The following is a 14,652-nucleotide window of genomic DNA, read 5'->3' as shown; positions in this document are numbered from 1 at the left end:
CGTCAGAACGGGAACCCTTACAGCATCGAGAGGATGACTTTGCTAACTGGTATGTTTTCGAAACGTGTGGCGTGTGCAATGGCTCTGGCCATGACGCTCGGCGTGGGCGCGGCGAGCGCCGCGCAGGCGCAGGAGGCGCGAATCGCCGCGGTGAATTCGGATCGCATCCTGCGCGAGTCCGCCGCGGCGAAAGCGGCGCAGACCAAGCTGGAAGCGGAGTTCGCGAAGCGCGACAAGGATCTGCAGGACATGGCGCAGCGCCTGAAGTCGATGTCCGACTCGCTCGACAAGAACGGCGCATCGATGTCGCCCGCCGATCGCGCGCAGAAGCAGCGTGACCTGTCGCAACTCGACACGGACTTCCAGCGCAAGCAGCGCGAGTTCCGCGAAGACCTGAATCAGCGCCGCAACGAAGAACTGGCCGCTGTGCTCGACCGCGCGAACAAGGTCATCAAGCAGATCGCGGAGCAGCAGCATTACGATCTGATCGTGCAGGAAGCCGTCTACGTGAGCCCACGCATCGACATCACCGATCAGGTGCTGAAGGCGCTGGCATCGTCGGGTACCAATTGACGCCTGGCCGGACAGCGCGCACGCGAGCCGTCCGGCCCAACGCTTTGCGCGCGTGATGCATGCAACAGAAGCACGCATTAAATGCACGCAATATGTGGACGCAATCGGGTACGCAAATTAAGCGCAAGTTAGGCAACTGAACAGCAGGAGCAGTACACGCATGGCATTCACGCTCGAGGAGATCGTCCAGCGGTTCGGCGGAGAGATCGTCGGGGATCGCGCGCACCGCGTCGGCAATCTGGCGCCGCTCGATCAGGCCGGTCCCGATCAGCTGGCGTTCCTTGCCAACCCGAAGTATCTGGCGCAAGTCGAAACGACGCGCGCGGGTGCAGTGCTGATCAACGCAGCAGATCTGGAAAAGCTCGCGTCGCGCGACGGTCGCAACTTCATCGTCACGCCCAATCCGTACGCTTACTTCGCGCGTCTCGCGCAGGCCTTCATCGACATGGCCGCACCAAAGGCGAAGCCGGGTGTGCATCCGGGCGCGACGATCGACCCGTCCGCGCAGATCGCCGCAAGCGCCGTGATCGGCCCGAACGTGACAGTCGAGGCAGGCGCGGCAATCGGCGACAACGTGCGGATCGACGCGAACGTGTTCGTCGGACGCGGCACGACGATCGGCGCGGGCTCGCACCTGTACCCGAACGTCACCGTGTATCACGGCTGCAGGATCGGCGAGCGCGCGATCATCCACGCGGGCGCGGTGATCGGCTCGGACGGCTTCGGCTTCGCACCGGACTTCATCGGCGAAGGCGACGCGCGCACAGGTAGCTGGGTGAAGATTCCGCAGGTGGGCGGCGTGTCGATCGGCCCGGACGTCGAAATCGGCGCCAATACCACGATCGACCGCGGCGCGATGGCCGATACCGTCATTGAAGAATGCGTGAAGATCGACAACCTCGTGCAGATCGGCCATAACTGCAAGATCGGCGCCTATACGGTGATCGCGGGCTGCGCAGGCATCGCCGGCAGCACGACGATCGGCCGTCATTGCATGATCGGCGGCGCGGTCGGCATTGCCGGCCACGTCACGCTGGCCGACTACGTGATCGTCACGGCCAAGTCGGGGGTATCGAAATCGCTGTTGAAGCCCGGCGTGTACACGAGCGCGTTCCCGGCCGTGGATCACGCCGACTGGAACAAGAGCGCCGCGTTGATGCGCAATCTCGACAAGTTGCGAGACCGCATCAAGGCGCTCGAAGCCGCAGCCGCCAGCGCCCCCGGAGACAAGGCGTAAGCAACACGGGCGGATAGGCACCAACTCAGGCACGACCGGCAGGACACGCCGGCGCGCGGCGGGCAGCCGGCGCGCGGCCGGCACAGGAACGGGCGGCAGGGCTCAGTATCATCAATGGCCTTCGCACCCAGCATTCGCAGTCATCATCGCGCAATACCTGCGTGAGCAGAAACACCATGAGCACCGAAAAAATCAACCTCGACATTCACAAGATTCTCACGCTGCTGCCTCACCGCTATCCGATCCTGCTCGTCGACCGGGTGCTCGAACTCGAGCCGCACAAGAGCATCAAAGCGCTGAAGAATGTGTCGATCAACGAACCGTACTTCATGGGCCACTTCCCGAAGCGCCCGGTCATGCCGGGCGTGCTGATTCTGGAAGCGCTCGCGCAGACGGCCGCGCTGTTGACCTTCGCGGAAGAACCACACGATCCCGACAACACGCTGTACCTGTTCGTCGGCATCGACAATGCGCGCTTTAAGCGCGTCGTCGAGCCGGGGGACCAGCTGATCCTGAACGTCACGTTCGAGCGCCATATGCGCGGCATCTGGAAGTTCAAGGCGCGCGCCGAAGTGGACGGCCAGGTTGCCGCCGAAGCCGACCTGATGTGCGCCGTGCGCCAGACGGACGGCCAGTGACGCCTGCAGCCGGCGGACAATGAAATGGTCAGTCTGGCGGCATCGTCGGCGGATCAATCGAAACCTCGGGCGGTCGTGAGATGCGTTGCGTCGTGACCGCCTGAACGCGTCGGATGACGCGGCAGCGTCATCCCCGCCACGTAACGGAAATAGAAGCGAGGGCGCATGAGCAGGATTCATCCTACTGCGATCATCGAGTCGGGCGCGCAGCTCGACGATTCAGTCGAAATCGGACCGTACGCAATCGTCGGCGCCAACGTCACGATCGGCGCGCGTACGACGGTCGGTTCGCATAGCGTGATCGAAGGCCACACGGCGATTGGCGAAGACAACCGGATCGGCCATTACGCGTCGGTTGGCGGACGTCCGCAGGACATGAAGTACAAGGACGAGCCGACGAGGCTCGTGATCGGCAACCGCAACACGATCCGCGAGTTCACGACGATCCACACGGGCACGGTGCAAGACCAGGGTATCACGACCCTCGGCGACGACAACTGGATCATGGCTTATGTGCATATCGGCCATGACTGCCAGATTGGCAACAACGTGATCCTGTCGAGCAACGCGCAAATGGCGGGCCACGTGATCATCGGCGATCACGCGATCATCGGCGGCATGTCGGGCGTGCATCAGTTCGTGCGGATCGGCGCGCATGCGATGCTGGGCGGCGCGTCGGCGCTCGTGCAGGACATTCCGCCGTATGTGATCGCGGCGGGCAACAAGGCGGAGCCGCACGGCATCAACGTCGAGGGGCTGCGTCGCCGTGGCTTTTCGCCCGATGCGATTTCGGCGCTGCGCTCCGCGTATCGTCTGCTGTACAAGAACGGCCTGTCGCTCGAGGAAGCGAAGGTGCAGTTGCGCGAACTCGCTTCGGCGGGCGGCGACGGCGACGAGCCGGTGAGCGCGCTCGTCGAATTCGTCGAACAGTCGCAACGCGGCATCATCCGCTAACCGATGCCGTTGCCTACCAGTCCGCTGCAGCTCGCGATGGTGGCCGGCGAGCCGTCGGGCGATCTGCTGGCGGCGTCGTTGCTGGACGGGCTTGCCGCCCGTCTGCCGCAGACCACGCAGTATTTCGGCATCGGCGGCCCGCGCATGATCGCGAAGGGCTTCGACGCGCACTTTCCGATGGAAAAGCTATCGGTGCGCGGCTACGTCGAAGCACTGAAGCACATTCCCGAGATTCTCGGCATCCGCAACGAGCTGAAGCGGCAGTTGCTCGCCGAGCCGCCGTCGGCGTTCATCGGCGTCGACGCACCCGACTTCAACTTCGGCCTCGAGCATCCGTTGCGCGACGCGGGCATTCCAACCATCCACTTCGTCTGTCCGTCGATCTGGGCATGGCGCGGCGGTCGGATCAAGAAGATCGTCAAGGCCGTCGATCACATGCTCTGCGTGTTCCCGTTCGAAAAGGCGCTGCTCGAGAAATCAGGCGTGGCGGCGACCTATGTCGGCCATCCGCTTGCCGACGAGATTCCGCTTGAACCGGACACGGCGGGCGCGCGCCGCACGCTCGGCTTGCCGGCCGGCGGCCCCGTGATCGCTGTGCTGCCGGGCAGCCGCCGCTCGGAAATTTCGCTGATCGGGCCCACCTTCTTCGACGCGATGGAGCTGATGTTGCAGCGCGAGCCCGGCGTGCGCTTCGTGATGCCGGCGGCGACGCCTGCATTGCGCGAGCTGCTCAAGCCGCTCGTCGACGCGCATCCGAAGTTGCCGCTGACGCTGACGGACGGCAACGCTCAACTCGCGATGACGGCCGCCGACGCGATTCTCGTGAAGAGCGGCACGGTGACGCTGGAAGCAGCGCTGCTGAAAAAGCCAATGGTGATCTCGTACAAGGTGCCCTGGCTGACGGGGCAGATCATGCGCCGGCAGGGCTATCTGCCGTACGTCGGCTTGCCGAATATTCTGGCCGGGCGGTTCGTCGTGCCGGAGATCCTGCAGCATTTCGCAACGCCCGAGGCGCTGGCCGATGCCACGCTCACCCAGTTGCGCGACGACGCAAACCGGCGCACGCTGACGGAAATCTTCACCGAGATGCATCACGTGCTGAAGCAGAACACAGCGCAACGGGCCGCGGAAGCGGTCGTGCGCGTCATCGAAGCGCGCAGGGGGCGTCCATGACCCGCGCGACGGGCCCGGCCGCACCGCGCAAGGCGTCTGCGAACGCCGTGAAGCGCGCGGCGGAGCAGGCCGGCCTCGATTTTTCGTCGCCCGACGACGTCATTTGCGGCGTCGACGAGGCGGGGCGCGGTCCGCTGGCTGGCCCCGTGGTGGCTGCCGCCGTGATTCTCGACCCGGCGAAGCCGCGCATTCGCGGCCTGAACGATTCGAAGGTGCTGACGGCGAAAAAGCGCGACGAGCTGTACGACAAGATCATCGAGCGATCGTTGGCGTATTGCGTCGCGTCGGCGTCCGTCGAGGAAATCGACACGCTGAACATCCTGCACGCGACGATGCTCGCGATGAAGCGTGCCGTCGAGGGCCTGAAAGTCGCGCCGACGCTCGTGAAGATTGATGGCAATCGCTGTCCTGTGCTGAGCATCCGCAGCGAGGCGATCGTCAGCGGCGACGCGCTGGTGCCGTGCATTTCGGCGGCGTCGATCCTTGCGAAGGTCACGCGCGACCGGATGCTGCTCGAACTGCATCAGATGTTCCCGATGTACGGCTTCGATGCGCACGTTGGCTACGGCACGCCGCAGCATCTGACGGCGCTGCGCGAGCATGGTCCGTGCGAGCATCATCGGCGCTCGTTCGCGCCCGTGCGCGACGCGCATTTGCGTCTCGGGACGGCCATCGATCTGCCGGAGGGCGTCGTGATCGTGCCGGGCGCGGCGGCGGCCGACGATGTGCTGCTCGCCGACGACAGCGCGCCGTTCTGACGCCGCGCAGAAGCAACCGAGGCGCCTTCGGGCGCTTTTCTTTTCACCGCTTTTTTCAAGTACCGATACGGTCTTCGCTGCCAGTGAAAGCCATTACCTCACGGGATAATCCGCTCTACAAGCGTCTGAAGGCGCTGGCCGGCTCGACGCATCAACAGCGCAAGAGCGGCCATGCGCTGCTCGAAGGGTTTCACCTTGCTAGCGCGTATCTCGATGTCGCGGATCAGCCGGAGATCTGCGTCGTGACGGAAGGCGCGCTGCGTCACGACGAGGCGCAAGCCATCGTCGCGCGTATCGACGAACGGCGCATCGTCACGCTGCCGGATGCGCTGTTCGGGCAACTGTCGAATGTCGTCAATGGCGTCGGCATGCTGCTGCTGGTCGAGAAACTCGACGAGGCGCTGCCCGAGCGCGTGTCGCAAGGCTGTGTCGTGCTCGACGGCGTGCAGGATGCGGGCAACGTCGGCTCGATTCTGCGCAGCGCGGCGGCGGCTGGGATCGGCCATGTGTTCTGCGCGCCAGGCACCGCGTACGCGTGGTCGTCGAAGGTGCTGCGCTCGGGCATGGGCGCGCATTTTCTGCTGCAGATTCATGAGGATGTCGAACCGCAGACACTGATCGGGCGGCTCGATGTGCCCGTCGCCATCACGGATTCGCACGGCGCGCAGGCCATCTACGACACTGATCTGTCGGAGCCCGTCGCGTGGGTGTTCGGCAATGAAGGAGCGGGCGTGTCGCAGGCGTGGCGCGATGCGGTGACGTATCGCGTGACGATTCCGCAGCCGGGCGGGATGGAGTCGCTGAATGTCGCGGCGGCCGCCGCCGTATGTCTGTTCGAGCAGTGCCGGCAGCAGCGCGGACAGCCGCGCGCTGCCCGCTAGCGTCCGCTTCCCGCGATCAATACGACGACCGGTCCAGCTTGATTTCCTGCAGGATGGTCGTCGCGATTTCCTCGATCGACTTGTGCGTCGACGAGAGCCATTTGATTCCCTCGCGCCGCATCATCGTTTCCGCTTCGTTGATCTCGTAGCGGCAGTTTTCGAGCGCCGCGTACTTGCTGCCCGGACGTCGCTCGTTGCGGATTTCCGAAAGCCGTTGCGGATCGATCGACAAACCGAACATCTTCGAGCGATGTGCAAGCAGCGGCGTGGGCAGCTTGCCGCGCTCGAAGTCTTCCGGAATGAGCGGATAGTTCGCAGCCTTCACGCCGTATTGCATCGCGAGATACAGGCTCGTCGGTGTCTTGCCGCTGCGCGACACGCCGACGAGGATCACATCGGCGTCCTCGAGGTTGCGATTCGACTGGCCGTCGTCGTGCGCAAGCGAGAAGTTAATGGCCTCGATCCGGTTCTTGTATTCCTCCGTGTCGGCGTTCTGGTGACCGCGACCCATTGCGTGGCTCGATTTCAGTTCGAGTTCCTGCTCGAGCGGTTCGACGAACGTCTGAAACATATCGAGCACGAGCGCGTTCGAATCTTTCACAATCTGGTTGGACGCGCTGTTCACGAGCGTCGTGAAGACGATCGGGCGGCGGCCTTCGTGATGGGCGGATTCGTTGATCTTTTCGAGCGTCGCGTAGGCCTTTTCCGTCGAATCGACGAACGGCACGCGGACGAGGCGGAATTTCTGATCGAACTGGGAAAGGATCGAATGCGCGAAGGTTTCGGCAGTAATCCCGGTACCGTCGGAGACGATGAATACGGTGGGCGGCATCAGTGGAGCAGGGAACGTGAGCGTCAAAATCCGCTCGAATCAGACATCGCCGCGTCACGCCCGCTGCCCGGTGGCTGGCCGGAAACTTGCGGCGGTGCAACAGCGGCACAATAACGGCGCGGTGCGCGGCGCAAAATCCGCGCACGCGGGCCCTGACGAGAGCCTTGGCTCGGGCGCGCGAAACCCGTTCAATCGGGCCGCAGGCCGCGCGCGCAGTTCGAGGCGCAATTCTCGACCGACTGTCACATTTTGAGAGTCAGCACGGTAGAATAGCGGCAACCTGTTGGATAAGCAATTGCAGTCAAATCGCGCGTAACTCTCTCCGATCGCTCTTTGATTGCGCCGCGACTTGCTCGTATCTTGCACGGCAACGCTGCAAGTTCGTTCAGTCACCTGCTTCGTCGGGCTTCGTGTCGCACGTGAGGCCGTTCTGCGATTGCTTCTCCAACAGGTTGCGCAAGGCACGAGCCACGCTCCCAATGAGCGCCTCGTGTTCAAGCCCACTTGCGCAATCGAGCATTTTTTTCACACTTAGGGGCTTGTATGACTAACGCAGTTAACGTTGCCAAGGATCAGGCGTATGTAGTTCCATTCGAGCAGTTGCGAATGACCGACGTGGAAATCGTCGGCGGCAAGAATGCGTCGCTCGGCGAGATGATCAGCCAGCTCGCCGAAGCCGGCGTGCGCGTGCCGACGGGCTTCGCCACGACGGCGCTCGCTTTCCGCGATTTCCTGCATCACAACAACTTGACGGAACGCATCGCGCAACGTCTGGAGACGCTCGACGTCGACGACGTGAAGGCGCTCGCCGCTGCGGGCAAGGAGATCCGTCAATGGATCGTCGACGCGCCGTTGCAGTCGCGTCTCGAAGAGGAAATCCGCGCGGCGTTCGAAACGCTGACGAAGAGCTCGCCTGAAGAGCTGTCGTTTGCAGTGCGTTCGTCGGCAACGGCGGAAGACCTGCCTGACGCATCGTTTGCCGGCCAGCAAGAAAGCTACCTGAACGTGGTCGGCATCGAAGACGTGCTCGATCGCATGAAGCACGTATTCGCGTCGCTCTACAACGACCGCGCTATCTCCTATCGCGTCCACAAGGGCTTCACACATGCCGAGGTCGCGCTGTCGGCGGGCGTGCAGCGCATGGTGCGCTCCGACGTGGGCGCAGCGGGCGTGATGTTTACGCTCGATACGGAATCGGGCTTCAAGGACGCCGTCTTCATCACGTCGAGCTATGGCCTCGGTGAAACTGTCGTGCAAGGCGCGGTGAATCCCGACGAGTTCTACGTCTTCAAGACGACGCTCGCTCAGGGCAAGTACCCGATCATCCGCCGCTCGATCGGCTCGAAGCTGATCAAGATGGAATTCACGAAGGCGGGAGAACAGGGCCGCGTGAAGACCGTCGACGTGCCGCACGAGCAGCGCAACCGCTTCTCGATCACCGACGAAGACGTCATCGAGCTCGCCAGGTACGCGGTCATCATCGAAAAGCACTACCAGCGTCCGATGGACATCGAGTGGGGCAAGGACGGCCGCGACGGCAAGATCTTCATCCTGCAGGCGCGTCCCGAAACGGTGAAGAGCCAGGGCGGCAACAAGGCTGAGCAGCGCTTCAAGCTGAAGGGCCAGTCGCAGGTGCTGGCGACGGGCCGCGCAATTGGCCAGAAAATCGGCGCGGGCCCCGTGCGCGTGATTCACGATCCGTCGGAGATGGAACGCGTGCAGCCGGGCGACGTGCTGGTCGCGGACATGACCGACCCGAACTGGGAGCCCGTGATGAAGCGCGCATCGGCGATCGTCACGAACCGTGGCGGCCGGACCTGCCACGCGGCGATCATCGCGCGCGAGCTGGGCGTGCCCGCCGTGGTCGGCTGCGGCGACGCGACGGACGTGCTGAAGGACGGCGCGCTCGTCACCGTGTCGTGCGCGGAAGGCGACGAAGGCAAGATCTACGACGGTCTGCTCGAAACGGAAGTGACGGAAATCCAGCGCGGCGAGCTGCCGGACATCCCCGTCAAGATCATGATGAACGTCGGCAATCCGCAGCTCGCGTTCGACTTCGCGCAGCTGCCGAACAAGGGCGTCGGTCTCGCGCGGCTGGAATTCATCATCAACAACAACATCGGCGTTCACCCGAAGGCGATCCTCGAGTACCCGAACGTCGATCAGGATCTGAAAAAGGCCGTCGAGAGCGTCGCGCGCGGTCATGCATCGCCGCGTGCGTTCTACGTCGACAAGCTGACGGAAGGCATCGCGACAATTGGCGCGGCGTTCTATCCGAAGCCCGTGATCGTGCGTCTGTCGGACTTCAAGTCGAACGAGTACAAGAAGCTGATCGGCGGTTCGCGCTACGAGCCGGATGAGGAAAACCCGATGCTGGGTTTCCGCGGCGCGTCGCGCTACATCGCTGAAGATTTCGCGCAGGCGTTCGAGATGGAGTGCATGGCGCTCAAGCGGGTGCGCGAAGAAATGGGTCTGACGAATGTCGAGATCATGGTGCCGTTCGTGCGGACGCTGAAGCAGGCGGAGCGCGTGGTGGGCCTGCTGGCGAAGTACGGCCTGAAGCGCGGCGAAAACGGCCTGCGTCTGATCATGATGTGCGAAGTGCCGTCGAACGCGATCCTTGCCGAAGAGTTCCTGCAGTTCTTCGACGGCTTCTCGATCGGTTCGAACGACCTGACGCAGCTGACGCTCGGCCTCGACCGCGACTCGGGCATGGAACTGCTCGCCGTCGATTTCGACGAGCGCGATCCTGCCGTCAAGTTCATGCTCAAGCGCGCGATCGAAACGTGCCTGCGCCTGAACAAGTACGTCGGCATCTGCGGCCAGGGCCCGTCGGATCATCCTGACTTCGCGCAGTGGCTGACGGACGAAGGCATTGCGTCGATTTCGCTGAACCCGGACACGATCATCGATACGTGGCAGGCGCTGGCGAAGAACACTGTGAAGTAAACATTGCGCATTATTTTGTAGAGTACGTAATACGTGCAGCTACGAACGATAAAAGGCTCACGCTTCATGCTATAAACACCCCGGGTAGTTTCCGGGGTGTTTTGCTTTGTGGAGGCGCAAGTGACGCACGTTGGACTGTTCTGGTGGATCGGCGCGGGCATACTGATCGTGCTCGAACTGATGCACGGCACGTTCTATCTGCTGATGGTGGCGCTGGGCTTTATTGCGGCGGCGTTGGCGCGTCTGGCGGGCGCGGACCTGACGCTGCAGTTCGGCATCGCGGCCGTTGTCGCGCTGACGGCGGTGTTAGTCCTGCGCAAATCCCGCTATGGGCGCAAGACAAAAAGACGCGCCGAAGCCGCGCGTAATCCTGATGTGAACATCGACATCGGCTCGACGCTGACTGTGCCCTCATGGCATGACGGACGGGCGCGCACGAGCTATCGCGGCGCGTCATGGGAAGTCGAACTCGCGCCCGGCGAGCCGGAGGACGCGAACATCTACGAAATCACCGCGCTGCGCGGCAATTGCCTCGTCGTTGTCGCCAGCCGCCATGCGGCTCGAACCTAAGTAGTCGGATCAGAATCACGCGTCGTTCAGACGCGCTTGAAGCGCGCATTCAGATGCGCACAACAATTCAAAAACAGATTGGGGGTGCAGGAATGGAACCATCAAGCATCGTTGGATTGGTCTTGTTGATCGTCGTCATCGTGATCGCCGCGCGGACCATCAAGATCGTGCCGCAGCAGCACGCGTGGGTGATGGAGAGGCTCGGGCGCTATCACGCGACGCTGACGCCGGGGTTGAGCTTCGTGCTGCCTTTCGTCGACCGGATCGCGTACAAGCACGTGCTGAAGGAAATCCCCCTCGATGTGCCGAGCCAGGTCTGCATCACGCGCGACAACACGCAATTGCAGGTGGACGGCGTGCTGTATTTCCAGGTCACCGATCCGATGAAGGCATCGTACGGTTCGAGCAACTTCGTGTTCGCGATCACGCAGCTTTCGCAGACCACGCTGCGCTCGGTGATCGGCAAGCTCGAACTCGACAAGACGTTCGAGGAGCGCGATTTCATCAATCATTCGATCGTGTCGGCGCTCGACGAAGCGGCGTCGAACTGGGGCGTGAAGGTGCTGCGCTACGAGATCAAGGATCTGACGCCGCCGAAGGAAATCCTCCACGCGATGCAGGCGCAGATCACCGCCGAGCGCGAGAAGCGCGCGTTGATTGCGGCGTCGGAGGGACGCAAGCAGGAGCAGATTAATATCGCCTCGGGCGGACGCGAGGCGGCGATCCAGAAGTCCGAAGGCGAGCGGCAGGCGGCGATCAACCAGGCGCAAGGTCAGGCAGCGGCGATTCTTGCTGTCGCCGAGGCCAATTCCCAGGCAATCCAGAAAATCGCGGCGGCTATTCAGTCGACTGGGGGTATGGAAGCGGTGAATCTGAAGGTCGCCGAGCAGTACGTGAATGCGTTCGCGAATCTGGCGAAGGCGGGTAATACGCTGATTGTGCCGGGCAATATGGCGGATATGAGTTCGATGATCGCGGCGGCGCTGACTATCGTGAAGCAGGGTAAGACGACGGTGTGAGAGTTTTTTGGTTCGCGACGCGGGCTTTGTTTTTTGCCTTTGCGCGGGCATTCGCGGTTGCGGTTTGCTTTGCTCCGCACAGGGGCAACGCCTGCGCCGCGAGGCGCTATCGCGGATGCCAGCGACAGCGGCAAAACAGACCGCATCGCGGATGCCCGCGCAAAGGCAAAAACAAAACCGCATCGCCGGCATGCCCGCGAAGGGCAAAAACAACCGACGACACCTCAATGCGCCGCCGAAGCCGCCGCACTAGCATCACCGCCTGCGCCCGCACGCTCCGGCCGCGTCACCCAGATCAGCGCGATCAGCGCGACAAAAATACCCGCCGACACATAGAACAGGTCATTCACGCCAAGTTGCGCCGCCTGCTGGGTCGTCATCGCGTTGACGAGTCCGTACGCCTGTTCATGGCTAAGGCCAATACCGTCCATCTGCGTGACGGACTGGTTGAACACCGGGTTATACGCGTTCGCACGCTCGGTCAGTTGCGCGTGATGGAGGATCGAGCGGTGATCCCACGCAGTCTCGAAGATCGACGTGCCGATGCCGCCGCACATGATCCGCACGAAGTTCGACAAGCCCGACGCCGCCGGAATCCGGTTGCCCGGCAGGCCCGACAGCGTGATCGACACGAGCGGAATGAAGAACCCCGCCATGCCGATGCCCTGGATCAGCGTCGGCAGTGTCAGCGAGTAGGTGTCGACACCCGTCGTGTAGCGCGAGCGCATCCAGAAGCACAGCGCGAACACGAGGAACGACGCCGTCGCGATATAGCGCGGATCGGTGCGCGGCAGGATCTTGCCAGTCAGCGGCGAGAGCAGGATCGCGAACACGCCGACGGGCGCCATCACAAGACCGGCATCCGTTGCCGTGTAGCCAATGTCGGTCTGCAGCCACAGCGGCAGCAGCACGAGATTGCCGAAATACAACCCGTAGCCGATCGCGAGCGACACCGTGCCACCCGTAAAATTGCGCAGCTTGAAGAGCGACAGGTCGACAACCGGGTGCTTGTCCGTCAGTTCCCACACGATAAAGAACGCAAGCGCGATCAGCGCCGTCAACGCGAGCACGACGATCGTCGTCGATGCGAACCAGTCGAGATCCTTGCCCTTGTCTAGCATGACCTGCAGCGAGCCGACCCACGTGATCAGCAGCACGAGACCGACGACGTCGATCGGCGCCTTCTTAATGACGGAATCGCGGTTGCGGAAGATCGCCCATGTCGCAATCGCGGCTAGGATTCCGACGGGGATGTTCACGTAGAAGATCCACGGCCACGAGATGTTGTCCGAGATCCAGCCGCCGAGAATCGGACCGGCGACGGGCGCGATCAGCGTCGTCATCGCCCACATCGACAGCGCCATTGGCGCCTTTGCGCGCGGATAGCTTGCGAGCAGCAGGGTTTGCGACAGCGGAATCATGGGACCCGCCACGGCGCCTTGCAGAACACGCGACGCGAGCAGGAACGGCAGATTCGGCGAAAGCCCGCACATCCACGACGAGATCACGAACAGCACGATCGACGCCATGAACAGGCGCACCTGCCCGATGCGGTCAGTGAGCCAGCCTGTCAACGGCACGGAGATCGCGTTGGCGACCGCGAACGACGTGATCACCCACGTGCCCTGGTCGGCCGATACGCCGAGGTCGCCGGAAATCGAAGGAATCGACACGTTGGCGATCGACGTGTCGAGCACATTCATGAAAACGGCGAGCGACACCGCGATGGTGCCGATCACCAGCTGCGCGCCCTCGAGCGGCGGATGAGGAAGCTGCGCTTGAGACTGAGCCATCTATCGTTTGAACCTTTTTATGTGCAGATGCACGCCGCTTACATCAGCTTCGGCGTGGCCTTCGGGCTGGACGCCGCCTTCTGCGGCACGCCTGCATTCGGGCCGGCGTTTTCGGTGATGATGCGGGCGATCTCCGCGTCGGCTTCGTCGCCGTACTTGTCGAAAACGTTGGTCTGATACACGCTGTTGACCGCGCTGCCGAGTTCGCCGCCCGTGTCGTCCTTGATGCTGACGTCGACCTGCATCGACAGGCCGATGCGCAGCGGATGCTTTTCGAGTTCTTGCGGATCGAGCGCGATACGCACGGGCAGGCGCTGCACGACCTTGATCCAGTTGCCCGTCGCGTTCTGCGCCGGCAGCAGTGAGAACGCCGAGCCCGTGCCCGCCGAGAAGCCGACCACCTTGCCGCGATACTTGACGGATGATCCGTACACGTCGGCCGTCAGTTCGACGGGCTGGCCGATGCGCATGTGCTTCAACTGTACTTCCTTGAAGTTCGCGTCGACCCACACGCCGTTCAGCGGCACGATCGCCATCAGCGGATTGCCCGGCGACACGCGCTGGCCGACCTGCACCGAACGCTTCGCGACGTAGCCCGTCACGGGCGCGGGCAGCGTGTTGCGCGCATTGTTCAGGTACGCGTCGCGGACCTTGGCGGCTGCCGCCTGCACGTTCGGATGGCTGGCGATCGTCGTGTTGGCCGTCAGCGCGCGGTTCGATGCGAGCTGCTGTTGCGCGGCGTCGAGCGCGGCTTGCGCGCTCTTGACGGCATCACGGGCGTGCGAGATTTCTTCCTGTGACACGGCGCCCGTCTGAGCGACCGTCATCCGGCGCTTCAAGTCGTCCTGCGCGCGCGACAGATCGGCCTGGCGCACGGCGACTTGCGCCTGATACTGGCTGTCGTCGGCGTAGAGGCCGCGCACCTGGCGCACGACCTGGCCGAGATTGGCCTCCGCCGATTGCAGCGCGATGCGCGAGTCGGCGGGATCGAGCACGACGAGGGGATCGCCCGTCTTGACGGTCTGCGTGTCGTCCGCGTTCACGGCGATCACCGTGCCCGTCACCTGCGGCGTGATCTGCACGACGTTGCCGTTCACGTAGGCGTCGTCGGTGTTCTCGTGGAAGCGCGCGACGAGGAAGTAGTAGAGGCCGTACGCGATCGCGGCGATCAGGATCACGATGACGAGCAGCGTCATCATGCGCTTGCGTTTGCCGTTGCTGGCCGGCTTCGCGTTCGCGGGTTGTTGGGGCGTGCTCATGAATAGGCTCCGGATT

13 protein-coding genes are annotated in these 14,652 nt (G+C 63.2%); 10 read left to right on the top strand and 3 right to left on the bottom strand.

Features of this window, described 5'->3' with window-relative positions; translation table 11 throughout:
* The first annotated feature begins 33 nt into the window (after positions 1-33).
* The 7 genes from J8I87_RS05005 to J8I87_RS04975 all read left to right on the top strand — a co-directional run bounded on the left by J8I87_RS05005 (position 34) and on the right by J8I87_RS04975 (position 6,214).
* Positions 34-573, top strand: coding sequence for an OmpH family outer membrane protein (locus J8I87_RS05005; RefSeq protein WP_209930335.1), 540 nt, complete (start codon positions 34-36; stop codon positions 571-573).
* Positions 574-733: 160 nt separating this feature from the next.
* The gene (gene lpxD, locus J8I87_RS05000; protein ID WP_209930334.1) at positions 734-1,810 is read left to right on the top strand and encodes a UDP-3-O-(3-hydroxymyristoyl)glucosamine N-acyltransferase; all 1,077 of its coding nucleotides are present in this window, start codon (positions 734-736) and stop codon (positions 1,808-1,810) included.
* Between the two features lie 176 nt (positions 1,811-1,986).
* A complete protein-coding gene (fabZ, locus tag J8I87_RS04995) occupies positions 1,987-2,448 on the top strand; it encodes a 3-hydroxyacyl-ACP dehydratase FabZ (RefSeq protein WP_054926381.1) in 462 nt (153 codons plus the stop codon).
* A 165-nt stretch (positions 2,449-2,613) separates the two neighbouring features.
* Entirely contained in the window at positions 2,614-3,402 is a 789-nt protein-coding gene (gene lpxA / locus J8I87_RS04990; RefSeq protein WP_209930333.1) for an acyl-ACP--UDP-N-acetylglucosamine O-acyltransferase, read from the top strand.
* 3 nt (positions 3,403-3,405) lie between these two features.
* Positions 3,406-4,575: a lipid-A-disaccharide synthase gene (lpxB, locus tag J8I87_RS04985; RefSeq protein ID WP_209930332.1), complete on the top strand. Its 1,170-nt coding sequence runs from the start codon at positions 3,406-3,408 to the stop codon at positions 4,573-4,575.
* Entirely contained in the window at positions 4,572-5,333 is a 762-nt protein-coding gene (rnhB, locus tag J8I87_RS04980) for a ribonuclease HII (protein ID WP_209930331.1), read from the top strand. Before lpxB ends, rnhB begins: the two co-directional genes overlap by 4 nt.
* Positions 5,334-5,416: 83 nt before the next feature.
* Entirely contained in the window at positions 5,417-6,214 is a 798-nt protein-coding gene (locus J8I87_RS04975) for a TrmH family RNA methyltransferase (RefSeq protein ID WP_209930330.1), read from the top strand.
* Positions 6,215-6,230: 16 nt separating this feature from the next.
* Here the strand turns inward: J8I87_RS04975 and J8I87_RS04970 are convergent, their stop codons facing one another.
* Positions 6,231-7,046, bottom strand: coding sequence for a pyruvate, water dikinase regulatory protein (locus tag J8I87_RS04970; protein WP_209930419.1), 816 nt, complete (start codon positions 7,044-7,046; stop codon positions 6,231-6,233).
* 543 nt (positions 7,047-7,589) lie between these two features.
* On the opposite strand from J8I87_RS04970, the gene ppsA reads away from it, so the two are divergent.
* The 3 genes from ppsA (at position 7,590) to J8I87_RS04955 (ending at position 11,584) form a co-directional block, all read left to right on the top strand.
* Positions 7,590-9,995 (top strand): phosphoenolpyruvate synthase, encoded by a 2,406-nt coding sequence (ppsA, locus tag J8I87_RS04965; RefSeq protein ID WP_209930329.1) that lies wholly within the window; start codon positions 7,590-7,592, stop codon positions 9,993-9,995.
* A 120-nt stretch (positions 9,996-10,115) separates the two neighbouring features.
* Positions 10,116-10,565: an NfeD family protein gene (locus J8I87_RS04960; RefSeq protein ID WP_209930328.1), complete on the top strand. Its 450-nt coding sequence runs from the start codon at positions 10,116-10,118 to the stop codon at positions 10,563-10,565.
* A gap of 92 nt (positions 10,566-10,657) precedes the next feature.
* Positions 10,658-11,584, top strand: coding sequence for an SPFH domain-containing protein (locus tag J8I87_RS04955; RefSeq protein ID WP_209930327.1), 927 nt, complete (start codon positions 10,658-10,660; stop codon positions 11,582-11,584).
* 224 nt (positions 11,585-11,808) lie between these two features.
* Here J8I87_RS04955 and J8I87_RS04950 read toward each other — a convergent pair whose 3' ends face one another.
* Both J8I87_RS04950 and J8I87_RS04945 read right to left on the bottom strand, forming a co-directional pair.
* On the bottom strand, positions 11,809-13,377 hold the full coding sequence (locus J8I87_RS04950; protein WP_209930326.1) for a DHA2 family efflux MFS transporter permease subunit: 1,569 nt from the start codon (positions 13,375-13,377) through the stop codon (positions 11,809-11,811).
* Positions 13,378-13,415: 38 nt separating this feature from the next.
* Positions 13,416-14,636: an EmrA/EmrK family multidrug efflux transporter periplasmic adaptor subunit gene (locus tag J8I87_RS04945; protein WP_209930325.1), complete on the bottom strand. Its 1,221-nt coding sequence runs from the start codon at positions 14,634-14,636 to the stop codon at positions 13,416-13,418.
* Positions 14,637-14,652 lie beyond the last annotated feature (16 nt).

It is taken from the genome of Paraburkholderia sp. LEh10 (assembly GCF_017814945.1).
GTDB lineage: Bacteria > Pseudomonadota > Gammaproteobacteria > Burkholderiales > Burkholderiaceae > Paraburkholderia.
This window is presented reverse-complemented; position numbering and strand designations above follow the sequence as displayed.